At 66.7% G+C, this 23,118-nt stretch carries 22 protein-coding genes and 2 pseudogenes; 10 read left to right on the top strand and 14 right to left on the bottom strand.

Annotated elements, in window-relative coordinates:
- Nucleotides 1-6 precede the first annotated feature (6 nt).
- Together ACZ5KP_RS04095 and ACZ5KP_RS04090 are read right to left on the bottom strand one after the other, a co-directional pair.
- Nucleotides 7-252: a BolA/IbaG family iron-sulfur metabolism protein gene (locus ACZ5KP_RS04095; RefSeq protein WP_460920163.1), complete on the bottom strand. Its 246-nt coding sequence runs from the start codon at nt 250-252 to the stop codon at nt 7-9.
- Between the two features lie 84 nt (nt 253-336).
- Nucleotides 337-1,533, bottom strand: coding sequence for a methyltransferase (locus tag ACZ5KP_RS04090; RefSeq protein ID WP_460920161.1), 1,197 nt, complete (start codon nt 1,531-1,533; stop codon nt 337-339).
- A 532-nt stretch (nt 1,534-2,065) separates the two neighbouring features.
- On the opposite strand from ACZ5KP_RS04090, the gene ACZ5KP_RS04085 reads away from it, so the two are divergent.
- Together ACZ5KP_RS04085 and ACZ5KP_RS04080 are read left to right on the top strand one after the other, a co-directional pair.
- On the top strand, nt 2,066-3,445 hold the full coding sequence (locus tag ACZ5KP_RS04085; RefSeq protein WP_460920159.1) for a hypothetical protein: 1,380 nt from the start codon (nt 2,066-2,068) through the stop codon (nt 3,443-3,445).
- A gap of 114 nt (nt 3,446-3,559) precedes the next feature.
- Nucleotides 3,560-4,834: a hypothetical protein gene (locus ACZ5KP_RS04080; protein ID WP_460920157.1), complete on the top strand. Its 1,275-nt coding sequence runs from the start codon at nt 3,560-3,562 to the stop codon at nt 4,832-4,834.
- Between the two features lie 217 nt (nt 4,835-5,051).
- Here the strand turns inward: ACZ5KP_RS04080 and ACZ5KP_RS04075 are convergent, their stop codons facing one another.
- The 3 genes from ACZ5KP_RS04075 to ACZ5KP_RS04065 all read right to left on the bottom strand — a co-directional run bounded on the left by ACZ5KP_RS04075 (nt 5,052) and on the right by ACZ5KP_RS04065 (nt 9,410).
- A complete protein-coding gene (locus tag ACZ5KP_RS04075) occupies nt 5,052-6,977 on the bottom strand; it encodes a helicase C-terminal domain-containing protein (RefSeq protein WP_460920155.1) in 1,926 nt (641 codons plus the stop codon).
- A gap of 620 nt (nt 6,978-7,597) precedes the next feature.
- On the bottom strand, nt 7,598-8,689 hold the full coding sequence (locus ACZ5KP_RS04070) for a molybdopterin-dependent oxidoreductase (RefSeq protein ID WP_460920153.1): 1,092 nt from the start codon (nt 8,687-8,689) through the stop codon (nt 7,598-7,600).
- Between the two features lie 91 nt (nt 8,690-8,780).
- On the bottom strand, nt 8,781-9,410 hold the full coding sequence (locus ACZ5KP_RS04065) for a rubrerythrin family protein (protein WP_460921118.1): 630 nt from the start codon (nt 9,408-9,410) through the stop codon (nt 8,781-8,783).
- Nucleotides 9,411-9,548: 138 nt separating this feature from the next.
- On the opposite strand from ACZ5KP_RS04065, the gene ACZ5KP_RS04060 reads away from it, so the two are divergent.
- Entirely contained in the window at nt 9,549-10,694 is a 1,146-nt protein-coding gene (locus ACZ5KP_RS04060) for an enolase C-terminal domain-like protein (protein ID WP_460920151.1), read from the top strand.
- Between the two features lie 9 nt (nt 10,695-10,703).
- Nucleotides 10,704-10,826, top strand: a pseudogene (locus tag ACZ5KP_RS04055) (aldo/keto reductase); the annotation flags it as partial.
- Nucleotides 10,827-10,861: 35 nt separating this feature from the next.
- Here the strand turns inward: ACZ5KP_RS04055 and ACZ5KP_RS04050 are convergent.
- On the bottom strand, nt 10,862-11,281 hold the full coding sequence (locus ACZ5KP_RS04050) for a type II toxin-antitoxin system VapC family toxin (protein WP_460920149.1): 420 nt from the start codon (nt 11,279-11,281) through the stop codon (nt 10,862-10,864).
- The gene (locus tag ACZ5KP_RS04045; RefSeq protein WP_460920147.1) at nt 11,281-11,547 is read right to left on the bottom strand and encodes an AbrB/MazE/SpoVT family DNA-binding domain-containing protein; all 267 of its coding nucleotides are present in this window, start codon (nt 11,545-11,547) and stop codon (nt 11,281-11,283) included. Before ACZ5KP_RS04045 ends, ACZ5KP_RS04050 begins: the two co-directional genes overlap by 1 nt.
- Before the next feature lie 81 nt (nt 11,548-11,628).
- On the opposite strand from ACZ5KP_RS04045, the gene ACZ5KP_RS04040 reads away from it, so the two are divergent.
- The gene (locus ACZ5KP_RS04040; RefSeq protein WP_460920145.1) at nt 11,629-12,246 is read left to right on the top strand and encodes a class I SAM-dependent methyltransferase; all 618 of its coding nucleotides are present in this window, start codon (nt 11,629-11,631) and stop codon (nt 12,244-12,246) included.
- 36 nt (nt 12,247-12,282) lie between these two features.
- Here the strand turns inward: ACZ5KP_RS04040 and ACZ5KP_RS04035 are convergent, their stop codons facing one another.
- The 4 genes and pseudogenes from ACZ5KP_RS04035 to ACZ5KP_RS04020 all read right to left on the bottom strand — a co-directional run bounded on the left by ACZ5KP_RS04035 (nt 12,283) and on the right by ACZ5KP_RS04020 (nt 14,793).
- Nucleotides 12,283-12,678: a hypothetical protein gene (locus ACZ5KP_RS04035; protein WP_464761883.1), complete on the bottom strand. Its 396-nt coding sequence runs from the start codon at nt 12,676-12,678 to the stop codon at nt 12,283-12,285.
- A 128-nt stretch (nt 12,679-12,806) separates the two neighbouring features.
- Nucleotides 12,807-12,920 (bottom strand): annotated as a pseudogene (locus ACZ5KP_RS04030) (sulfurtransferase); the annotation flags it as partial.
- A 28-nt stretch (nt 12,921-12,948) separates the two neighbouring features.
- Nucleotides 12,949-13,653 carry a DUF4386 domain-containing protein gene (locus ACZ5KP_RS04025; protein WP_460920141.1) on the bottom strand — a complete coding sequence of 235 codons (705 nt, stop codon included), beginning with the start codon at nt 13,651-13,653 and terminating at the stop codon, nt 12,949-12,951.
- Between the two features lie 276 nt (nt 13,654-13,929).
- Nucleotides 13,930-14,793: a sulfurtransferase gene (locus ACZ5KP_RS04020; RefSeq protein WP_460920139.1), complete on the bottom strand. Its 864-nt coding sequence runs from the start codon at nt 14,791-14,793 to the stop codon at nt 13,930-13,932.
- A gap of 261 nt (nt 14,794-15,054) precedes the next feature.
- Here ACZ5KP_RS04020 and ACZ5KP_RS04015 point away from each other — a divergent pair, with 261 nt between their 5' ends.
- Nucleotides 15,055-15,891, top strand: coding sequence for a sulfurtransferase (locus tag ACZ5KP_RS04015; RefSeq protein WP_460920137.1), 837 nt, complete (start codon nt 15,055-15,057; stop codon nt 15,889-15,891).
- A gap of 433 nt (nt 15,892-16,324) precedes the next feature.
- Here the strand turns inward: ACZ5KP_RS04015 and ACZ5KP_RS04010 are convergent, their stop codons facing one another.
- Nucleotides 16,325-17,560 (bottom strand): M24 family metallopeptidase, encoded by a 1,236-nt coding sequence (locus ACZ5KP_RS04010; protein WP_460920135.1) that lies wholly within the window; start codon nt 17,558-17,560, stop codon nt 16,325-16,327.
- 160 nt (nt 17,561-17,720) lie between these two features.
- On the opposite strand from ACZ5KP_RS04010, the gene ACZ5KP_RS04005 reads away from it, so the two are divergent.
- From ACZ5KP_RS04005 to ACZ5KP_RS03990, 4 genes are all read left to right on the top strand, one after another.
- A complete protein-coding gene (locus ACZ5KP_RS04005) occupies nt 17,721-17,951 on the top strand; it encodes a DUF5789 family protein (protein ID WP_460920133.1) in 231 nt (76 codons plus the stop codon).
- 54 nt (nt 17,952-18,005) lie between these two features.
- Complete coding sequence (locus ACZ5KP_RS04000; RefSeq protein ID WP_460920131.1) at nt 18,006-18,329, top strand: transcription factor S; 324 nt, start codon at nt 18,006-18,008, stop codon at nt 18,327-18,329.
- A gap of 211 nt (nt 18,330-18,540) precedes the next feature.
- Nucleotides 18,541-18,942 carry a nascent polypeptide-associated complex protein gene (locus tag ACZ5KP_RS03995; protein ID WP_460920129.1) on the top strand — a complete coding sequence of 134 codons (402 nt, stop codon included), beginning with the start codon at nt 18,541-18,543 and terminating at the stop codon, nt 18,940-18,942.
- 2 nt (nt 18,943-18,944) lie between these two features.
- Nucleotides 18,945-19,706, top strand: coding sequence for a tRNA (adenine-N1)-methyltransferase (locus ACZ5KP_RS03990; protein ID WP_460920128.1), 762 nt, complete (start codon nt 18,945-18,947; stop codon nt 19,704-19,706).
- Between the two features lie 170 nt (nt 19,707-19,876).
- Here the strand turns inward: ACZ5KP_RS03990 and pan2 are convergent, their stop codons facing one another.
- Both pan2 and pepF read right to left on the bottom strand, forming a co-directional pair.
- On the bottom strand, nt 19,877-21,112 hold the full coding sequence (pan2, locus tag ACZ5KP_RS03985; RefSeq protein WP_460920126.1) for a proteasome-activating nucleotidase Pan2: 1,236 nt from the start codon (nt 21,110-21,112) through the stop codon (nt 19,877-19,879).
- Between the two features lie 178 nt (nt 21,113-21,290).
- A complete protein-coding gene (gene pepF, locus ACZ5KP_RS03980) occupies nt 21,291-23,102 on the bottom strand; it encodes an oligoendopeptidase F (RefSeq protein ID WP_460920124.1) in 1,812 nt (603 codons plus the stop codon).
- Nucleotides 23,103-23,118: the final 16 nt, after the last annotated feature.

Here is a 23,118-nt window from a genome sequence, read left to right as displayed (position 1 = left end):
TCGGCTCTACTCCTCGGCCTCGGCGGGCGTCTTGGTCGTCAGCTCCACGGCGTGGATGTCCGTCGTCATGTGCTCGCCGAGCGCGTCGTAGACCAGCTCGTGCCGGTCGAGCACGGACTCGCCCTCGAACGCCGGAGAGACGACCTCCGCGGCCAGATGGTCGTCGTCATCGACGCCGCGTGGCCGCGAGACGGTCGCGGTGGCCTCGGGAATCCCCTCCTCGATCAGCGCTTCGACGTCCTCGTGATCCATATTCCTGCGGAGGCGGTCGAGCGCCAAACCGGTTGCGCACTGCCCCGAACGCCGTTGCCCTGGCTGTCTCCCGATCCGGCCGCGTCACGGCAACGCACGGCGAACGACGTGCTCCACACCTCTGGCGACGGTCTCGACCTCGCTGAACGATCGGAGGTGTGCCGAGAGGTCGAGCGCCTCGTGTCGGACGAACAGGCACTCGCCGCCTCGATCGAGCACCGCGTGAATCCCTGCGAACAGCTCGGAAAGCACGCCGCTGCCGGCGTGGGTCGGTGGGTTCGTCGCGACGAGGTCGAAGGACCGATCCGCGACGCCCTCGGTGCAGTCGCCGGTGACGACGGTCGCATCGACGACGCCAGCCCCCTCGACGCCGGTCCGTTCGAGGCTGCACTCCGCACACCGCGTCGCGATTCGATCGTCGTCGGTCAACCAGACCTCACAGTCGTCGCTCGCGGCAGCGTACGTGCCGATCGGGCCGTAGCCACAGCAGGCGTCGAGCACCCGAGCGCCGTCTGGAACGTCGAGCGTCTCGATCAGCAAGCGCGTGCCGTGATCGAGTTCGTTCGCGGCGAACAGGCCGGGGACGGTGACAAGTTCGAGTTCGACGCCGTCGACGGTGGGTTCGAGAGTCCGCGGCTCGACGTAGTTGGATCGGTCCGTGGTGCTGGAGTCGGCCGCTCGCTGCGACCGGGTCGCTTCGAGCACCGATACGCCGTCTCGCTCCTCGACGGTCTCGACGGAGCCACCGAGCGCTTCGAGCGTTTCGCGGTAACGAGCGAGTCCGGTGGTCGGTTCCGCCGCGACGAGACAGCGCCCGCCCGGTGCGAGTAGTTCGAGCGCGTCGGCGATCCGCTGGTGACTGACGGCGAGGGGAACGTAGGGTTTCGGCGCGTACGCGACGGCGTCGAACTGCGGCTCGCGATCGGTGCTTGCGCGTCGCTCCCGGAGTTCGTTGAGTGCCGCGAGAAGTGAGACGTTCATGTCGCCGTCGACGACGTTCCGCCGGACGTTCTTCCGGCAGCACGCCGCCGATCGCGCGCTCGACTCGGTCATCGTGACGCGCCCGACAGCGCCGGCGAGGACCGTTCCGACGACGCCGTAGTTGGCCTGGGGGACCAGCAGTGACGTCGGCGGATCGTCCCAAAGTGCCTCGGCGAGTAGCAACTCGGCGACGCGGAATTTCTCTGGCGAGCAGACGCCGTCGACGGTCGCGAACGCGAAGCGGTCCGGACCGTCGTCGGTTCGTGCAGCCAGTGTGAGGTCGGAGGCTGCGTCGCTCACTGGCGATCACCCGTGCCTCGGCGGACGGTGCGCCCGGGCGGGAGTGCCCCTGGAGTGCGGACAGGACACAGCAGGTGCTGGAGACGGTGCGATCGGTCGGGGGTGGTGCGTTGCATTCGGTGTGGGTCGGCAGGCTGGCAGTCGAAAGCCGGGGCGAACCACGCCCAGAAAATGAGCAGCGTGCCGTGGGTTGGCAGATGCTGCTACGTCGAGGGGCGTGGCGACCGGGTGCCGAGTTCAGCGGACGCGCCGCCGGGATCGCTGCCGATCGCGGGCCGGCAGCGGCGACGACGCGCCCACAGTCGGCGAGCCAGCCGACCCGAAGCGTCGCGACAGTACGTCGCGAAGCCTACCGGATCAGCCGAGGGGCGCTGTGCAACGTCGATTCCCGATCGAACGCGATCGTAGAAAACGGTTTTGGGAGTGGTGCTGTCGGTAGGTCTGGATACGACACTGCTGGCGACCCTGACGCCATCGCTGAGTCCGAAAACGATCGGAATCTTGTTCCGCGCTGCACCCGAATCGAAACGCAATGAAGCCCTCCAGGCTGTTGCTGGGCCTCCTGGTCCTCTCCGGCCTCGTGGTCGGACTCGCCGTCGCGTTTCCGGTGACGGTCCCCGAGGAGTACGCTTCCTCGCAGTCACCGGACGCCACCCAGCCGACGGAACTGCCCCAGTCCGAGGGCCCTTCGCCGACGCAGGAGTCACTGGCGGCCTACACCAATGGGACCGTGGGGGTGACCGGCGGCGAGATCGACGCCGACCGGACCGAGCTCTGGGCGTGGACCCAGCACGCGATGAATCGGAACGTCAACGTCACGCCGACGATCGAGATCCGGGAGTTCCCGGACGGTCTCACCGGCTCGACTGCGGGCTCTGAGGAGACGGCGTTCCGGCGGTTGCTCGTCTACGACGACCCCGACGATCCGCCGCCGGGGGAGATCCTCGCGTACGTCACCGCGTTCTCGCCGACCGTGAACGTCAACGAGGCGCTACTGCCTTCCGTGAAGGACGAGTCGGCGGGCCGGAGCGTCGAGGGACTGCTCGTCCACGAGTACGCCCACGTCGTGCAGTTCCAGACGCCCGCATTCCGGGACAACCAGCACTTCGGGTTCGGGTCGCCGTCCGACGAGACCCGGGCGTACCGGGCGATGGTCGAGGGCGGTGCGGAGTTCGTCGCGGACGCGTACACGAACGAGTCCGCGATCGAGCGCGTCCGGGCCCTTTGGAACGCTCCGTCGACGACCGCCGCCGAGCGGCTCGGCCAGTGGCCCTACTACCGCGGGCTGGTCTATCTCGACGAGCGCCTCGACGACCCCGCGAATCTCTGGGGCGTCTACCGGGACCGCCCGGTGACGACGGCGACGATCCTCCGCGGCGACGCGCCCGGCGATGGCCCGCCGGACCGGAGTCTCTCGCTCGATCTGCCGGACTACCACTCGGAGGTCGAGGATCGTCCTGGCGCTGCGATCGCCGAGGTCGCGCTGACGAAGGAGATCGACCCCGAGCGAGCGCGGAACGTCGCCGCCGGCTGGCGCTGGGGCGCGCTCCGGTCGATCCAGCCAGATCAGGGCGCCGCGTCGGATGGGTCGCTCCGGCACGTCTGGGTGACCGAGTGGCAAAACGAGTCCGCGGCCGACGAGTTCGAGACCGCGATGACCGAGTATCTCGACGGCCGCTGGACGAAGGATGGCGAGTTCTGGGACGCCAGCGGCGGCCGGTCGTTCGATCTCGTCCGCGTCGACGACGAGTCGCTGGCGTTGCTCGTCGGGCCCGAGTCGTTCCTGGCGGGCGCGACGGTCGAAGTTGAAGGCGACGAGTACACGATCGAACCGGCGACCGATGCGACGGCCGCGACTGTCGGCGCTCCGAGCGCGTCTGCCCGCGTCCCCGGCACGGCCGTTGTCGGATAGCTGCATAGCTGGGTCTCTCGTCGATTCCCGTTGCCATCTTGCACTTCGAGGCCTCCGTGAGGTATCGCGCCGGTCGACGCAAGACATATCATTCGTCTATTCGACGTGGTAATTATGCGACGGGTCCTCCGCTGGGGCTACGGCGGCGTGTTGCTGACCATGCTCATCGTGCTGGGGATCCTCGGGGTGCTCCTGCTGACCGAGCCACCGCCGCCCGAGCCGGAGATCACCGTCGTCGGTGGGGAGATCGAGTCCAACGAGAGTGCGGTCTGGAAGTGGACCCAGAACGAGCTGGGCCGACAGGTCGCGTCACCGCCCGACATCTCGATCCGGAACGTCTCGGCCGCCGATGTCTCCTCGACGGCCGGACTCGGCGGGTTCGAAGCGCTCCTCGTCGGAAACGCCTCCGCGAGCGAGCTCGAGGGCTCCCCACCGGCAGTCGCTCGTCCCCCTACCTTCGTCCGCATCGATCCCGGTAGCGTCCCTGGCGAGTGGAACGACTCGGCGACGACGCAGTTCAACCAGCTGCTCGCTCACGAGTTCACGCATCTGGTGCAGTACGACTCCGAGGTGTTCCTCCAGAACCGGCCCGACGCGGAGACGCCCACGGACGAGCGTCTCGCGTGGCTCGCGCTCGCCGAGGGCAGCGCGACCTACGTCGCGGACCGCTACGCGGACAACTCCCGGATCGAGCCGCTCCGCGAGCGCTGGCGAAATCCAGCGACCACCGTCGCCGAGCGCTACATGCTCTGGCCGTACCTCCGCGGCGCGGAGTACGCGGAAGCGACCCTCGACGATCCCAGCGAGCTATGGTCGCTCTACGGCGATCCTCCGCAGTCGACGGACACGATCCTCAAGGGTCAGGAAGATGGCGGGGGGACGCCAGATCGCCAGCTCGAGGTGGAACTCGAAGACCACAGCGTCTGGCAGGAGTCAACCGTCGGCGCGGCGTTCGTCGAGAGCGCGCTCGCGTCGACCGCGGACGCGGACCGTGCGAATTCGATCGCCGCGAACTGGCGCTGGGACACGGCCGTGCGGATCAGGAAGGGAGACGACGGCGGGGTCGACCACCGCTGGGTGTGGGTCACCGAGTGGGACGACGAGGCCGCCGCGGACGGCTTCGAGTCCGAGATGACGGCGTTCTTCGACGACCGCTGGTCGCAGACCAACGGCACGTGGGATCACCCCACGAGAGACCGTTCAGCGGCGATCGAGCGCGTGGACGCCGACGCCGTGGCGGTGCAGATCGGGTCCGAGGCGTTTCTCGCGAACGCGACGGTGACGACGACGGCGGACGGGTACTCGGTCGTCCCCGCGACGTCAGCGGAATCCGTCGGCTCAGGGACGCTCTCGACCGACACCAATACCGTCGCGCGAGCCGGCGCCTGAGCGAGTCTTTCTTACCGGCGGCCCACCAACCGACGCGTATGGACCGACAGCAGATCATCGCGCTGTTCTTCGTCCTCCTGATGGTGCTCTCGATGATCGCGGCGGGAGCGTCGGCGCTGTAAGTGAGGGGGAACGGCGGAGCAAGACGGTGCTGCAGTGATCGCCCCGGCCGGGGTCGCCAGCGACCGGCTTCGGTCGATCGGGCCGATCACGGCAGCTACCCGTCGCCCCAGACGTCGCCCAGCGGCGAGCCCTTGGCGCTCTGCTCGCCACGTCCGGTACCACCGGTGTCGTCGATAGCCGTCTCCTCGCTCTCCGTTTCCTCCTCGCGCTCCTGATCGCTGCCCTCCTCGCCTGCTTCGTCGGTGCGCTGTTCGGCAGTGCTATCCCCGGTTCCGCTCGATCCCGCGGCGGAGCCGCTGCTCCCAGACCCGCTCGCGGACCCTCGTGCGTCCGTCGATTCGGCGGCTCCGTCGGCCGTAGCGGCTGCCGGTGCCGGGGCGCTCTCTACGGGCAGACCAGAGACGTCGGGCACGCTCATCGCGTCGACCTGCTCGCGGAACCACGCGGGCATGGCCGTCCGGGCGCGCTCGAAGACGTCGAGGAGGGCGTCGTCGGCGACGTAGGTCGCGCCGTGGTCGTCGGGGGCGCGGACGATTCGGCCACAGGCCTGGATGACCGTCCGCAGCGTCGTGCGGTAGTACCACGCCCAGCGGTCCTGCTCGAGTCGGTGGGCGACCCTGGCGTCGCCGGCGTTCGGGAACGGCGCCTTGCAGAGCACCTGCCAGCGCGCGAGGTCGCCCTCCAGGTCGAGGGCCTCCTCCATCTTCACGGAGAGGAGGACGCCGGCACCGCCCGAGCGCTTCCAGGCCGCGAGCGTGCCGTCGCGGTCCTGGCTGTCGTGCTGCCAGAGTCGGGCGTCGTGCCCGCGGTCTTTCAGTAGCTCCCCGAGGCGCTCCTGGATGGCGTAGGAGTGGCAGTGGATCAGCCCCTTCTCGTCGTCGTGTTCGTCCATGAGGCGGGCAATCGTGTCTGCCATCCTGGGGAGCGTGGCGTCACGGTGATCCTGGGTCATCCGGCCGCAGGTCACGTCGTAGAGCCGGCGGTTCTCCAGCGGGAAGGTGTGGGGCAGATCTACCATTGCGACGTTCGTCGGATCGAGCCCGACCTGTCGGCAGAAGGCGTCCTTGTCGAGGATCGTCGCGGAGAGCAGCGCGAAGCGGTTCGCGCGGTCCCAGACGGTGTGGTGGAGGTAGCGTTCGGGCTCGAGCGGTTTGATCGTGATCGCGCGGTTCTCGGCCTGGTCGACGAGCCACTCCGTGGCGCTGTCTGGATCCTGATAATCCTCGCGGAACCACTGCAGTTCGCCGATGCGTTCCTGCAGGCGGTCGCGCTCGGCGACCTCGCTGGCGGAGAGCTCCGCCTGGCCGAGCAGGGCGTCCTTGCGGTGCTCGCAGGCGTTGATCGCGGTCTCGGCGAAATTGAACGCTGCTTCGGCAGTGCCGACCTCCTGGTCGGCGAGCTTGGGGACCGACAGCTCGTCCCAGACCGGCACGGAGTAGGGCCCCAGTTCGATCGTCGCGTACATCTCCGCCCACTCCGCGAGCCCGTGGGCCTCGTCGATCACGCAGACGTCGCGCTTGCGGAACACCTCCGAGCCCGCGGTCTGCATGAAGTACGCGAGCGTCATCGCGGCGATGTTGCGGTTGGCCGCGAGGTTTCGGTTCGCGAAGTACGGACAGCGGTCCTTCACCGAGCAGTCGTAGCCGGCCTTCCGGGCGCAGGGCGCCTGATCGACCGGCGTGTTGCGCTCCTCGGGCAGGATGCAGTCGTAGTTGGACTTCCCGCGGATGATCGCGAAGTCCTCCAGCAGATCGTCGCCGCTCACGTCGTCGAGCTGGGAGACCTGCGGCGTCGTGTAGTAGGAGCCGACCGCCTCCGCAGCGTGCTCGGTGTCGTCGTGCGTTTTCGCCGTGCCGCAGATGGCGCGGGCGAGAAGGGACTTGCCGCTGCCCGTCGGCGCGCGCACGAGCACCACGTCGTTACCGTCGTCGAACGCCGCTGCGATGCGATCCAGGGCGTCTTCCTGGTGACCGCGGTAGGAGGGCGCGGGGAAGGCGTCGTGAATCCGCTCTGTGTGCACTGCAAGGCGGGACGAGTCACGGCCTGCTAAAGATGTCGTTCGAATTTGCGACGCTGTTGGGTATCTGGCAGGACTGGTTCTGGCTCGATGGCTACCGCGACAGCAGGCAGCTTGGAAGCCCCCGACTGCTCCGGTCGCGCGACTCGCTGCGCTCCTCGCTCACTCCGTTCGCTGCGGTGCTTGCTTCGTCGTGCTTCCCGGAGCGGTCGGCCCCTTCCAATCCCACCCGGAGCCGGTTTCCCGAGCCCGATACGTGGTGGGGACCCAACCTGCTGAGCTGGTGGTCGGACAGCCGATTACAGCTGGCATGACAATCTACCGGAGGCGAGAGCCGATCCAGATCCCACGGGGTGGGACTGGAAGGGGCCGACCGGTCGCGTTCGTTCACGAAGGTGAGTCGAGCGAAGCGAGGCGAACGTCGAAAGACGAGCGAAGTCCTGCCGAGCGGAGCGAGGCAGGGCTCGAGAGGCGAGCGAAGCGAGTCTCTCGGCGCGAAGTCTTTCGGAATAAGCACTGCAGCGAGCGCAAGCGAGCGAAGCGCGCAGCGAGTGAGCGGGCGCGAGCGGGAGGGGGCTTCCAAATGCTGCTGCGTTGCTGTATCCCTCACGATCCCAGATTCCTCAATCGAACCCACTGATCAGCGTGACCAGCCACTGCGCGGGATCGCCCCGTTTCCGAACTTCGACTCGGACGATCCACTTCACCCACTGGAAGCCCCGCCGACCCGGAGCCACCAGTCGGACGGGCGCGCCGTGGCCGTGACTCAGCCGCTCGCCGCCGACGTGGGTCGCGAGCAGTGCGTCCTGGGCCTCCTCGATCGGCAGCGACCAGCGATAGCCCGTCACCGAGACGAAGCGGACGTACTCGGCGTCGCTCGCCGGGTCGACCTCCTCCAGCAAATCTCCCACGCGGATCCCCTGCCAGTCCTGGACGGTGTACCAGCCGCTGGTGCAATCGAGCAGGGCTTCCAGTTCTGTGTCGGAATCCAGGTCGTCGTATTCAAGCGCCAGTTCCGAATCCACTGCCCCGCGAACGTCCAGCGTCCACGAATCTCGGTCGATCGGATCGGGATCGTCGGCGACCCAGGACGTCAGCGGGAACGCGTCGTTGCCCTCGCCCTTACGGACCTGCGATCCCGTGAACCGTCGGTCCTCGCCGGCGGTGCCGAGCAGTCGATTCGCGAGCTCCTGGCCGCGGTACGCCACAGCCCCGCCGACGAAGATCGCCGAGTACTGCAGCGTCGTCCGCCGGCGATCCAGATCCGCCCGCCGGGGGAGCCGAAAGCGCGTCGTGAGGTGCGCGATCATGAGCGGAACGAGCAGGAGGCCGAACCCGACGTGGATCGAGAGCAGCGTCCAGAAGGAGAGCCGAACGTCCAGTCCGGCGACCCAGACGATTCCGGTCGCGAGCGCGCCGATCGCCGCGATCGCAGTCAGCACTGAGAACGCCATCGACCGCAGCCACCGGTCCCTGTCGAGAAGCCGACCGCGGACACGCGCGAGCTTGAAGGCGAGGAAGACCACGAACGCGAGGCCGGCGATCCGGTGCGCCCAGAAGATCCACCAGCCGGAGGGATCGGCGACGGTGAACGAGTAGAGCCCGGAGATCGTCTCGAAGACGACGATCGAAAAGAGCGTCCAGTCGACGAGCCGTGGCGGCGGCTGGAGAGCGTCCCAGGCAGTGTGGAGCGGCTCCAGCCGCGTGCGATCCATGCACACGGTTGGGTGCGTACGGCAAGAAGCGTTGGGTCGCAGCGACCCCCTCGTCGGACTCGATATCCTGTCGGATCGCGAGCGATCCGACTCAGCAGACGGGCTTGGGATCGACGCCGAGCTCTTCGAGCTGGGCGACGTGCCCCTCGTACGCGATCTGGACGGCCTCGAGCGCGGCAGCCTTGGCAGTGTCCCAGTCGTCCTCGTTCTCACAGACGGCGTCGAGCAGCTCCAGCGCGCGACCATTCTGCTCCTCGAGGTCGCCGCGAACGTCGCGGAACAGCGACGCAGTCTGCGGATCCGCATTGCCGACGAAGAAGCCGACGTACTGGGATGCCCGCTCGTCGGCGACGAGCGCGTGGCCGAGGTACGCACCGGCCCGCGGGACGGTTCCGCCGATCTCGCGGAGGTGTGCGACCAGCGGCGGTTCGGTCTCTCCAGCCTGGTAGTCGTCGAGCTCCGCGGCAATGGTGTCGGCGTGGTCGCTCGCCTCGGTCGCCGTCGCCTCGAAGGCGTCGCGGGCCTGATCGTTCTCCTCGTCGTCGGCCCAACTCTCGAAGACGGCCGCGGTGGCCCGCTTGGCGTCGGCAGCGGCCGCGAGCACGGCGTCGGATTCCATCTCGCCGCCGGTGGCGGCGTAGAGCGACTTCGAGGAGCCCAGTCGGGAGAGCTCCGTCGCCTTCTGCTCCTGGACGGCGTCGCGAACGTCGGTAGCTTCCATGCCGAGAGCCACGGCCTCGCGTCGCTTGTACCCATCGGGATCCGGGCTGTACGGAACGGCCACGAGCGCCGTCGCTGTGCACCGCCGCGGTTGCCCCAGCGCGAGGATTCTTCCCAGCCCGCTGGCAACGGTGCCGACATGGAGATCCGGAACGCGGATGTCGTCCTGACGAACCCCGGCCGGAACTACGTGATCGTCCGTCTCGAAACCGCGGACGGCCTCGTCGGCTGGGGCGACGCCACGCTCAACGGTCGCGAGAAAGCCGTCGAGGCGGCCCTGGCCGAGCACGTCTTCCCGGAGATCGAGGGACGCGACGCCCACCGAATCGAGGACGTCTGGCAGTCGCTCTATCGCGGCACGTACTGGCGCGGCGGGCCGGTCCTGCAGTCCGCGCTCTCCGGCGTGGATATGGCGCTCTGGGACCTGAAGGGGAAGGCCGCCGGCCTCCCGGTCCACGACCTTCTCGGCGGGCGAACTCGCGAGTACGCGACCGTCTACGACCACTGCGGCGACGACTCGATCGACGCGATCGTCGAGAACGCCACCGCCGCACTCGACCGAGGCATCGACCACTTCCGGGTGAACGTCGGCGATCCGATGGGCGACTACCTCGACCTCGACGGCGTGGTGGATGGCGTTCTCGAGGTCCGCGATCGGCTCGGTCCCGGTCCGGAACTCATCGTCGACGTGCACAGCCGGGCATCGCCGGCAGAAGCACGCCAGATCGCTCGCGGGCTCGAACCCGCGAATCTCTTCTTCCTCGAAGATCCGCTCGCTCCCGAGCACGAGAGCGAGTACGAGGCGCTTCGATCCGCGACCACAACGCCGATCGCGTATGGCGAACTCGCGACCGATCCCTTCACCCTCCAACCGCTGATCGAGGGCGGACTCCTCGACTTCGTCCGGGTCGACCTCTCCCACGTCGGCGGGATCACCGCCGCGCGGAAGCTCGCCACCGTCGCGGAGGGGCACGGCACCGAGACGGCGTTCCACGGCCCACCGGACCTCTCGCCGATCGGCCAGGCCGCGACCGTCCACCTCGACCTCGCGCTCCCGAACTTCGGAATCCAGGAGCTGACCGACTACGAGGAGCGCTACGGCGACGCGATCGGCGAGGTGTTCGAGGGCGGCGCGACGTTCGACCCCGAGGTCGGCGGCCTCGACGTGCCCGACGAGCCAGGACTGGGGATCGACGTCGACCTCGACGCCGCCGAGTCGTTCGGCTACGAGCGTTCGCACCTGCCGAAGCGTCGCGCGGCCGACGGGAGCGTCGCGGACTGGTAACGAGCACACGTCGACGCACCGATCATCGGTACCACGTGCGTCGAGCACCTCGAGGACGCCGTAGAAGCACTAGAAATCGACCTTTCGGACTCGGACATCGAGAAGCCCTACGAGCCCCAGCTGATCGTCGGGATCTGGATCAGTCCTCGGCACCGAGCGAATCTCTGTCAGTCCGTGACCGGATCTGCGACATCGATCCAGTCGAGCCGTTCGCCCACTCGCCGGAGTGCCGTGTCGTGCGTCCAGAGACGGCTGACGTCGTTGCGTTCCATCGTCGCGAGGACAGAGGCATCGCGGCCTCCGATGCCAGCCTGTCGGTGCGCTCCGAGTAATTCGCTTGCACGCTTTACTTCCCGGGACGTTAGATCTGCAACCCAGACGTCCTCACCTGTGAGAAACGTCTCGAGGACTTCCTGGCAATCGTCCCGTTGATTCGAGATGTAATGTAGTACCTCGAGCTGAAGGACCGTTGTAAGAAACAGTGGATTGGATCTGATGACGTCGCCGACTCGGTCCACAACCATCTCGTGCTCGGCGAGGTCCTCGTCGAGATAGTATATCCAGATGTTTGCGTCGAGACAATCCATTAGTTCGGAAGGTCGCTCGTCCAGTCGTCTTTCATCGCGAGTGGATCCATCGGCTCCGAATCGTCCGCTCTCGTCTCCTCATTGATGCACCCCTCAAGCTTCTCCGCGAACTCCTCACGGGAGATGCTCGGCTGGATGACGATGCGGCCGTCCTCGAGTCCAACGTCGACCTCTTCGCCCGGATCGATTTGGAGGGACTCTCTGATCTCCTGTGGGATCGTGATGCGTCCCTTCTCGTCGACGCGTCGTTGTTCGCTCGCTCCCATTGGTTCCCACTATGGTGGGATCGTTCATAAACCTGTGGCAGTTCCGCGACCTTCTTGACGTGTACCACCCCATCGAACCATATGGACCCGGAGGACGTGCGCGATGGCTGGGCGAACCGCTCCGGGAAGTACTCGCCCGCCTACTACGCCGAGATTGGCCCCAACGAGGTCAGCGAGACGCTCGTGGACGTTCTGAACCACTACGCCACCGACGACGCGCGGATCCTCGAGGTCGGCTGTGGCTCGGGCCGCCACCTCGAACACCTCCGAAACCACGGCTTTGCGAACCTCACCGGGATCGACATCAACGACGAGTCGTTCGACGTGATGGCCGAGCAGTATCCCCGGCTTGCCGAGACCGGACAGTTCCAGACCGGCGAGATGGAAGAACTACTCCCGGAGTTCGAGGACGACGCCTTCGACGTCGTCTACACCGTCGAGGCGCTCCAGCACGTCCACCCCGACGACGCGTGGGTGTTCGACGAGTTCGCCCGGATCACCACGGACCTGCTCGTGACCGCGGAGAACGAGGGGAACAGTCCGGATCGTGGAACGGGGGATTCGGACGTGAGTATCGTGAACGACGAGTTCCCGCTCTTTCACCGGGACTGGAAGGCGGTGTTCTCCGAGCGAGGGTTCGCGCAGTTGCTGCGGGAGCCGACGTCGCGGGATACGATTCGGGCGTTTCGGGTCGTTTGAACTAGTGAGGACTCCGATTGATCTCTCAGTGAGTGTTCAGGCCTGTAAGGTGTTGACGGAAAGCGAATTTGGTCGGATGTTAACCATGAGTCCGTCGGAATCCGGTTGTGATTCGCCGATCACCTCCCATTCGTACTCCACGCTCGAACCGCCAGTCACCGAGGCCTCCAGACGATAGTTGCCTTCTCGCTTTACAGGATTCTGATAGTCCTTCGATTCGTCCGCAGCAACTGTATCGGTTGCATCAAGCACCACGTTTCCGCGACCAGTATCCTCGACGGAGACGTGATACTCGACGTCCTCATTTCTGTCGTTCATTACGATGACGTCGGGTACCCCCTCCTTCGAGCCGGTAAGGACCGAACAGCCAGTCGTACCAGTCACGAGAAGGAGCGTGCTCAGTTGAAGCAGGGACCGGCGGCTGCGTGACATTACACGCTGTGAGGGCGCCCCCGGAATGTGCTTTCTGGTGCGGAAGTAGGGTCGCAAGAAAGCCGATTGTTCGGCTGTACGCTCACGCGCTGCGACAAAAACGAAGAAGCTTCCGTCGGATCGACCGATTAGCTGTCCTTCTCTATTGGGGCGTCGACGAGGTTGCCCCACTCCGTCCAGGAGCCGTCGTAGTTGCTCACGTCCTCGTAGCCCACCGGTTCCGAGAGCACGAACTGGGCCAGCAAGCCGCCTCCTCCGGGTTCTCTTCCGTTACGCTCCCGCGCCACCGGCCGCGATTCGATCGGTGTCGAACCCCCGAACGAGCAGCCAGATCGCCAGGGCGATCTCCTGGATGGCCATCGGGATCGAGAGCGCGACCTGGACCGTCGAGAGCGGGTTCACGATCTCGAACAGGACCAGCAGGGCTGCGGCGAGGTAGAGGAATGCGGCGAGGATCCCCCATCCCGACAGCCAGCGGGGAACCAGGCGCGAATCCCACAGGACGTAGTAGAACAGCAACGCCCCGACGGGAAAGACGAGTGCCAGGATGACGTGTCCGACGACGTCGTTGATCTCGAGGACGACCGCGCCAACGGCTTCCAGGTGGGACGCATCCGCTCCTTCGGCTTCGGCGTACTCTTGGCCGACGTGGAGGAGGACCAGCCAGACGAGTGACGAAACGAGGTAGAGCGTCGTTTCGATGGCGCCCCTGAAGACGACGTAGCCCAGCGCCAACGGTTCGCTGTGTCGCTTGAGGATCGGATACAGCAAGAGTGGGATCGCCGCGAGGGCGAACCCCATGAGCAGGATGAGGAGCGCGGCAGCCAGTACCTGGTCGGTCTGCTGGCTCACCTCCAGCAGCTCGTTCTGGGAATTCTGTATCGGCGTCAGCAGGGCGGCACTGAGCCCTCCCGCGACGGTCCCGACGATGTACAGTACGCCAACGAGTCTCGCCGTCGTTCTGGTCGATATCACGTGTGTAGTCCTCGAAGCGATCCGTGGCTGGAGTCGTGCTCCTGGGAACGAGCCGTGGCGAACGACGGATCCCTGGAACCGTGTTCCGACCAGCGATTCGGCAGCTACTGGTATAGTAATCCCCACGTTAGCACCGTCAGCGTCGAGCCTCGGCCATCGATCGCGACGCTACCGACTGTCCGCGCAAATGCCTGAAAAAGACCGAAACGGGCTGGGTAGCCCAATATAGAAGACGCTCACGCTCGCCGTCTGGAGTCGCGAGCGTCGCCGCTCCGTTCAGTTACTGCCCTTCTCGATCGGGGCGTCGACGAGGTTGCCCCACTCCGTCCAGGAACCGTCGTAGTTGGTCACGTCCTCGTAGCCCAGCAGCTCCGAGAGCGCGAACCAGGCCAGCGAGGAGCGCTCGCCGATGCGGCAGTAGGCGACGACCTCCTGGTCGTCCGTGATGCCCTCGGACTCGTAGAGCTCGAGCAGCTCGTCGTGGGGCAGGAAGCGACCGTCGTCCTGGACCGTGTCGGCCCAGGAGATGTTCTTCGCGCCGGGGACGTGGCCGCCGCGCTGGGCGGTCTCCTGCAGGCCCGGGGGCGCGAGGATCTCGCCGCTGAACTCCTCGGGGGAGCGAACGTCGACCAGCGGAATGTTTCGCTCGACGGCCTTCTCGACGTCGTCGCGGTAGGCGCGGATGCCCTCGAAGGGACCGCGTGCGGTGTACTCGACCTCGCTGAAGGAGGGGACCTCGTCCGTCGTCGTGAAGTCGTTCTCCAGCCAGTACTCGCGGCCGCCGTCGAGGATCTTGACGTCCTCGTGGCCGTAGTACTTGAACTGCCAGTAGGCGTAGGCGGCGAACCAGTTGTTGTTGTCGCCGTAGAGGACCACGGTGGACTCGTTCGAGATGCCGTGGCTGCCGAGAAGGTCCTCGAAGTCGTCCTTCTCGAGGATGTCTCGCTGGGTCTGGTCCTGGAGCTGCGTCTCCCAGTTGAACCCGATGGCGCCGGGCGCGTGAGCCTCGTCGTAGGCCTCGGTGTCCACGTCGACCTCGACCAGACGGAGGCCGGGATCGTCGCTCTGGAACTCGTCGAGTCGCTCCTCCGCCCACTCGGGCGATACGAGCACGTCGTTGGCGTAGGTGTCGTCTACCATACACAGACCCGTACGTCTCCCTTCCTTAACAAGGCACGTCACTCGGAGAGATCCGCCACTCGTCGGTTTCACCGGAGGATGTTGCCGCAACTATCCGGCATCCTGTCGACAGCCACCGAGACGCCTCGATTGCAGCCGACGCAGGCTGGGGATGGACGCTGCCACGCGAACCGACCAGAATCGTTGCCGGCAATATTATCCGGCGGCGCAGACCGCTGCGGTTTCGGGAGACTCATTCCAGCGGCCCCCGATTGCGCGACCATGACCGAGTTGCTCGTCTCGATCGACTGGCTGGCCGAGCGGATCGGGGAAGGTGATGAGGGGACCGAGGACGGTGATCGCACCGTCCGCGTCGTCGACGTTCGCGACGCGTGGGAGTACGACGGACTCGGACATCTCCCGGGCGCGATCAACGTCCCTTTCGACGAGTTCCGGAGCGAGGCGGGGCCCGAGGAGGGCGGCGACGTCGGCCATCTGCCGGGCGCGGCGGCGTTCGCCCAGCGCATGGGCGATGCCGGCCTCTCTCGCGAGGACACCATCGTCGCCTACGACGACACGAACGGCGTCTTCGCCGCGCGATTCCTCGTCACCGCGCTCGTCTACGGGTTCGAGGACGTCCACCTGCTGGACGGCGACCTGAGCGCGTGGCGCCAGTCCCAGCCCGTCAGCAACGAAGCCGTGGAACTGCCGCCGACCGACGTCGAGCCGGTGCGGGTCGAGGGCGATGCATCGCCGCTCGTCGACGCCGACGAGGTCCAGACCGCAATCGCCGAGGGCAGCGACGCGGTGTTGCTCGACACACGCGACCAGCAGGAGTACGACGACGGCCACCTTCCCGGCGCCGTCCGGTTCGACTGGCAGGAAGCCGTCGATCCCGAAACCCGCGGCGTCAAACCCCGCGAGGAACTCCTCGAACTCTTTGCCGACCGAGGCGTGACGCCGGACAAGCGCGTGATCCTCTACTGCAACACTGCGCGCCGCCTCAGCCACACGTACGTCGTCCTCCGGTGGCTTGGCTTCGAGGACGTCGGTATCTACGAGGGGAGCCTCACGGAGTGGCGCGAGATCGGCGGCGACCTCGTCGCGAGCGGGGGGTAGCGTTCGAGGGTCGCCCACGGGATGCGCTCACGACGGTCCGCACGCGGAGATTTTCACCCGGCAGTCCTGTGACGTTTCGATTCTGAACCCGGCCCTCCGATCGATGTTCGAATCGTCACTAGCAGGCGTCAGACGCCCGTCCGTCCCCCGTCTGACAGCCGTTTCGTCCCCCCCGCCGTCATCGAATTTCACTTTCACTCCGCTCGGCCAACCGTTAATGTCTCCACTGCCATACGATCGAGCGCAGTCACACGCTGGCCACTCACCGTGGCACTCCCCACTAGCTCCACTTTCCAACCTGACCGACGAGCGGCGGCACAGCCGATGCGTCTGTCGCGCCTGTTCTTGCCGAACCTTCCAAGCGAAGGCACCGACGACGTCGTCAGTTGCAGCAGTCCCGACCGAGCCCGCCGAGCGACTCCGTCGCTCGTCGTTACTCCACGCGGATCGTGTTCTCCTCGATCGACCGCGGGAAGGTCGTTAGCCGGTCGATGCCGTCCTCGGTGATCGCCACCGTGTCGGAGTGTCGATACCCCTCCGAGTCGGTGTACAGCCCCGGCTCGATCGTCCAGATCATCCCCGGTTCCATGGTCGCGTCGGCGGCGTCGGACGCCGTCGCCTCGTGCTCGCAGTGAGCGGTCCAGCCACGATCGATATACGGCGGTTCGTGCCCACCGAGGCCGATGTTGTGGCCGACGTGGTGTCTGGCGAGGTCGCTGACGCCCTGTTCCTCGAAGTAGTCCTCGACGACCTCGTCGACGTACGCGATCTCGGCGCCGGGCCCGAGCGCGTCGATCGCGAGCCGCTGGGCCTCCGTCGCGAGCTCGAAGTACTGTCGTTGCTCGTCGTCGGGCTCGCCGAGGAACATCGTGCGCTCGAGCTCCGAGTGGTAGCCGTCGACGTTCGCGGACGCCCCAGTGACCATCACGTCGCCGGGTTCGAGCCGGCGGTTCGCGGTGTGTCCGTGGGGAAGCGCCGTCTGCTCGCCGGTGATGTAGCCCGCGTGCACCGGGCCGGTGCCTCGCGTTCGCGGGACGTACTCCGATCCCAGTGCGTCGAGCATCGCACGCGAACCGTCCATCGACGCGCGCTGGCTGACCGTCGCGGGGTGTGTACCCACCTCCGTGTAGTCGGCGAGATAGCGGTGCGCGAGGTTCGCCCAGCGCGCGGACTCGCGCACGAGGTCGACCTCGGTCTGGGACTTGCGCCATCGCATGCGGTCCACCCACGACTGGGTCGACACGGACAGCTCGTCAGCGGTTCCTGCTGCGGCCGTCCAGCCCTCCGCGAGCGTCGCCCCCTCGAACCCCATGACGCCCGGTGCTCCTTCGGCGTCGGCGGCGATCGATCCAGCGTCGAGCCCCGCGAGCATCTCGACTGCGACGCCGATCGGATCGCCGCCGGGATAGTCGCGGTAGTGGTGGACTGCGTCGATTTGCGGGTTCGACTCGACCCGCTCGACTTCCAGCCGGGGGACGGTGATCTCGATCCGGTCCTGGGTCACCGCGAGCACGACCGGGCGCTCCGTCTGGATGTGCGCGAAGCCGGAGAGATACTCGATGCTCGTCGCGGAGAACCAGACGCCGGCGTCGGCATCGGCGTCGCCGATGCGATCCCGAACGTCGTCGAGGCGGTCGGCGAACTCACTCTGTGGAACAGCCGTCGGCATACCCGACCCAGGGCCGAACTGTGAATAAGCGTTGGTGGCCCGGCAGTCGCCGCCGGAGCATCCCGGGCGATCGAGCGCCGTTCCGCTGGGTTCACGCGGCTTCCTGTCCTTCGACGTGGCAACGATACGATCAAGTACTGGGAGCGTGTAACCAATTGACATGGAACGGGAGATCACGGCCGAAACTCTCCAGAGCGTCCTCGAGGAGCTGTCCTACCCAACGCTCCGGCCGGACGCGGCGGCGGAGCTCAAGGACGTCACCGTCGTGTTCGACGACGGAGAGGCGAATCTCGGTGCGCTGATCTCGGAAACGGGTCACGACTCCTACAAGACGCCCGAAGCGCTCGCGGAGGAACTCGAAGACCACATTCCGGACGCGACGCTCCCGTAGGCGCAACCCAAAGCGGACCGCTTAACTGCGAGAACGGCCCAGTTGTGTCAACCGATGCAATTCTGCGACGAGTGCGGTTCGATGATGAAAACGGAGGACGGCACCTGGGTCTGTGGCAGCTGTGGCTACGAGGAGGCCCGCGACGCCGACGCTGAGGCGTCGATGGTCACGACGCAGGGCCAGGAGGAATCGGAGGTCGTCGACACCTCGGACGTCGAGGCCGAAGACATGGGGCCCACCACGCGAGCGAACTGCCCCGAGTGCGAGAACGACCGGGCGTTCTGGGAGATGAAGCAGATCCGCGCCGCCGACGAGTCCGAGACCCGCTTCCTGACGTGCACGGAGTGCGAGCACAAGTGGCGGGAGGACGATCACTAGGGACCTTTTTTTTTCGAGAAGGGAACTCTCCTCCAAAAAATCTCCACCAAATAAAGGCCGAGCCTCGCTCTGCTCGGCTCGGAGAACCGCTCGTTGCAACCGCACCACAGCCGCGGCTGTGACGATCGCTCGACCTCCTTCGTTCTCGTGGTATAGGTCCTCGAAACCGCGGTGCGTCAGGTATTTGCCCGCGGCGAGCGACGTCTCGCGCATGTTCGGAGGAGGCGGTGGGTTCGACCCGCGCAAGATGGAACAGATGATGCAGCAGATGGGCATCGACATGGACGAGCTCGAGGCCGAGGAGGTCGTCATCAAGACGGCCGACGCCGAGTACGTCTTCGACGCGCCCGACGTCACCAAGATGGACGCGCGGGGCCAGGCGACCTATACCGTCGTCGGCGATCCCGAGGAGCGCGAGCGCGGTGCCGGTGGCGACGCTGCCGGCGCAATCGAGTCCGGTGACGACGCCGACGCTGAGGGAGACGACGGTGGTATTCCCGACGCGGACGTCGAGATGGTCCAGACCCGCACCGGCGCCAGCGAGGCCCAGGCCCGCGAGGCACTCGAGGAGAACGACGGTGATCTCGCCGCTGCCGTCGCCGCCCTGGAGTAACGGTGCACGTACTCCTGGTGCGTGACGGCCGAGAGTACCTCCTCGCACCGGGAGAGACGCTGGAGACCGATCTCGGCGTGCTGGAGGTGCCTGAGGATCCCACGAGCGGCGAGACTATCGAGACGCACATCGGCGAGCCGTTCACGGTTCGCCGGCCGCGCCTTCCCGACTTCTTCGATCACTTCGAGCGGACCGGCGCGCCGATGATGCCCCGCGACGCGGGGCTCGTGCTCGGCGAGACCGGCGCAGGCGCTGGCGATCGCGTCCTCGACGCCGGCACCGGAACCGGCGTACTTGCCGCCTATCTCGCTAACGCAGGCGCGGACGTGTTGACCTACGAACGCGACGAGGAGTTCGCAGAGAATGCTCGCGAGAACTTCGAGCGGGCCGACCTCGCCGATCGGGTCGAGGTTCGGACCGGCGACCTGACCGAGGAGATTGACGAACTGATCGCGGACGCTTCCGTCGCTGACATCGACGACGCCGAGGCCGATCCCTTCGACGTGCTTACGCTCGACACCGAGGACGCGCCGGCCGTCGTCGAGCGGGCGCCGGACCTGCTCGTCGACGGCGGCGCACTCGCGGTCTACTCGCCGTTCGTGGAGGCGACGCGCGAGGTCGTACAGGCCGCAAGAGCGGCCGACTTGCGAGAGATTCGCGCCCGGGAGACGATCCAGCGCGACCTCGACGTCGACGAGCGGGGCACGCGTCCGTCGACCCGCGGCGTCGGGCACACTGGCTATCTGGTCTTCGCGCGGCGGTAGGGCCCAGTTCGAGACAAGCATCCGCGAGCGAGCGCAGCGACGCGAGCGGTTCACGCAGGCGAGGAGCGAAGCTCCGAGCCTGCGCCTTTTTTGGTCCAGATTTTTTCGAGGAGGGTTCCCGCAGCGCCGCTCCGCGGCGCGAGGAAACCCGACGAGAAAAAAGGTGGGCCTTAGTACGCGTAGTCCGCGTAGCCGTCGGACGTGATCGCGTCGGTGGTCGTCGAGTCCTCGAGCTTCTGGAGTGCGGCCCGGAAGTCCTGCTCCTGGACTTCGGTGCGGTCGTCACGGATCGCGAACATCCCGGCTTCGGTGGTGAGGGAGTTGATGTCCGCACCAGAGAATCCTCCGGTCTCGCGGGCGAGCGCCGCGAAGTCCACGTCGTCGGCGACGTTCATGTCGCGGGTGTGGATCTGGAGGATGCGCTCGCGACCCTCGGCCTCGGGCTCGGGAACCTCGATGAGGCGATCGAACCGGCCGGGCCGGAGGATCGCGCGGTCGAGCATGTCGAAGCGGTTGGTGGCGGCCATGATCCGGATCTCGCCACGCTCCTCGAACCCGTCCATCTCAGAGAGGAGCTGCATCATGGTGCGCTGGACCTCGGCGTCGCCGGAGGTCTTGGACTCGGTGCGCTTGGCGGCGATGGCGTCGATCTCGTCGATGAAGATGACGGCGGGCTCGCGCTCGGAGGCGAGTTCGAAGAGGTCCCGCACCAGGCGGGAGCCCTCGCCGATGAACTTCCGGACGAGCTCGGAGCCGGCCATCTTGATGAAGGTCGCGTCGGTCTCGTTGGCGACGGCCTTCGCGAGCATCGTCTTGCCGGTGCCCGGCGGGCCGTGGAGCAGAACGCCGCTCGGGGGCTCGATCCCGACCTCGTCGAACTGCTCGGGGGATTCGAGGGGCTGCTCGACGGCCTCTCGAACTTCCAGCACCTGTTCGTCGATGCCGCCGATGTCGGCGTAGGAGACGCTCGGCGAGGCGTCGACTTCCATGGCCTGCGCGCGGGCGTCGGTTTCCTGGTTGAGGACAGTCTTGACGGTGAAGGAATCGTTGACGGCGACGCGGTCGCCTGCCTCGATGCGCTCGCCCATGCGCTCGGAGACCTCCGTGAGGACCTCCTGGTTGTTGCCGTGTTGCTTGACGATCGCCTCGCCGTCGTCGACCTCCTCGACGGTGGCGACGTACAGCGAGGTGGTCTTGAGGGTCTCGTTCTCGCGTTCGAGGCGGTCTGCCTCCTCCCGGAGCTCGCGTCGGCGCTCGTCCGCGCTCTCGAGCTGTTCGCGAAGCTGGCGATGTACCTCGAGAATCTCGACGTAGTGATCACGGAGGGCGCTCAACCGCTCGTCGTCGTCCATCTCCGGATCGAGTTCCAGCCGAGGCCGGTCCGGGAGCGAGGGACTGTGCGACATCAGTTGTCTCCGATAGCGGGGCGGCGTAGAAGTGCCTTTTGGGTCCGGTGATGTTCGCAGGTGAGTGCTCGTCGGACGCGTGGCGAACGGCTGGCTGACGTCCAGCGATTTTCGTCGGCGGATAGGACTGCCGACGCCAGCGGTCAGTCCGACGAACTGGAGCGACGACTGGTCTCGTTCAGAGGATCTTCTCGACGTCGTCGAGGCGCTCGTCGTACTCCGCGATCGCTGCCTCGACGGCCTCGCCCGACTCCACGTCGACGCCGACCTCGGCGAGCAGCTCCGGCGGGTAGCCTCGACCGCCCCGCGAGAGGAACTCCAGGTAGCGATCGGTGGCGTCGCCGGGCGTCCCGGTCGCGTCGTCGAAATCGGCGACGACGTCCCGCGCGATCGAGACCGCCGCGGAGATCCCCGTCGCGTACTGGTAGACGTAGAACGCCCAGTAGAAGTGCGGGATGCGCATCCACTCGCGGGCGATCCGGTCGTCGACGACGGCGGGCTCGTAGTAGTCGGCCTTGAGGCCGCGGTAGATCTCGTCGAGGCGATCGGGGGTGAGCGACTCGCCGTCCTCTACGAGGCGGTGGGTCTCCTGCTCGAAGTGTGCGAACATCGTCTGGCGGAACAGCGTCGATCGGAACCGTTCGAGATACTCTTCCAGGACGCGCTGGCGAAACGCCTCGTCCTCGACGGTGTCGAGCAGGTGTCGCGTGAGCAGCGTCTCGTTGACCGTGGAGGCGACCTCGGCGACGAAGATGTCGTAGTCGCTGTAGACGTAGGGCTGGGCGTCGTTGGTCAGTTCGGAGTGCATCGAGTGGCCCAGCTCGTGGGCCAGTGTGAACATCGAGGAGACGTCGTCCTGGTAGTTCATCAGCACGAACGGTTGGGTGTCGTACGTTCCGGCGGAGTAGGCGCCCGAGCGCTTCCCCTCGTTCTCGTAGACGTCGACCCAACCGCCGTCGAGACCGGCCTCGACCCGATCGCGATAGTCGGTGCCGAGGGGTTCGACGGCCGCCAGGACGTGTTCGGTCGCTTCGTCCCAGGAGATCTCCGGCTCCTCCTCGCCGGTCATCGGTGCGTAGAGGTCCCACATCTGGAGCTCGTCGACGCCGAGCGCCTCGCGTTTCAACTCGGCGTGGCGGTGGAGCACGTCGAGATTGTCCTCGACGGCGTCGACGAGTGCGTCGTAGACGGAGACGGGGACGTTCGACCCGTCGAGGGCGGCTTCCCGCGCGGTGTCGTAGTTCCGCGCCTCCGCGAGCCTGACGTCTGCCGTCACGCTGCTCTCGTAGCTGGCTCCAACGGTGTTCCGAACCGTCTCCCACTCGTCGTAGAACTCCTGGTGGACGGACTGGCGGAACTCGCGGCCCGGGCGCTTGAGGAGATTCGTGAGGTTCGCCTGCGAGATCTCGACGGGCTCGCCGTCGGCGTCCTCGACGGTCGGGAAGCTCATGTCGGCGTTCGCGAGTAGCTGGTAGATGTCGCCGGGCGATCCGGTGACCTCCGAGAGGTCCGCGAGCAGCTCCTCGACCTCCGGGGACCGCGTGTGGGGTTTCATCCGCAGGACGTCTTCGAGGTGAAACTCGTAGGCGTCGAGGCCGGGCTCGGCCTCGAGCAGGTCCTGGAGCTCGTCGCGGTCCCACTGCTGGATCGCCGGTTCGAGGAAGCTGGCGGCGCTCCTGGCCTCGGCGGAGAGGGTCTGGGCACGTCCCTTCATCGCCTGGTACTCCTGGTCGCGCGTGTCCTCGTCGCTGCGCAGTCGCGCGTACGTGACGACCTGCGAAACGGTGCGCATCGTCTCGTCGCGCAGCTCGAGGAGTTCGAGCAGCGCGGTCGCGTCGGTCACGTCGGACTCGTCGTGTTCGTCGAGCGTGGCGACGGCATCCTGGGCTGCCTCGAAGGCGGTCTCCCAATCCTCGTCCGTGGCGTAGATCGACTCGAGGTTCCAGGTGTCGGCGTCGTCGAGCTCGGATCGCTCGGGAACGGAAGCCATAGTTGCGCTCCCGTAC

This window comes from Salinarchaeum chitinilyticum (genome assembly GCF_055390775.1).
This window is presented reverse-complemented; position numbering and strand designations above follow the sequence as displayed.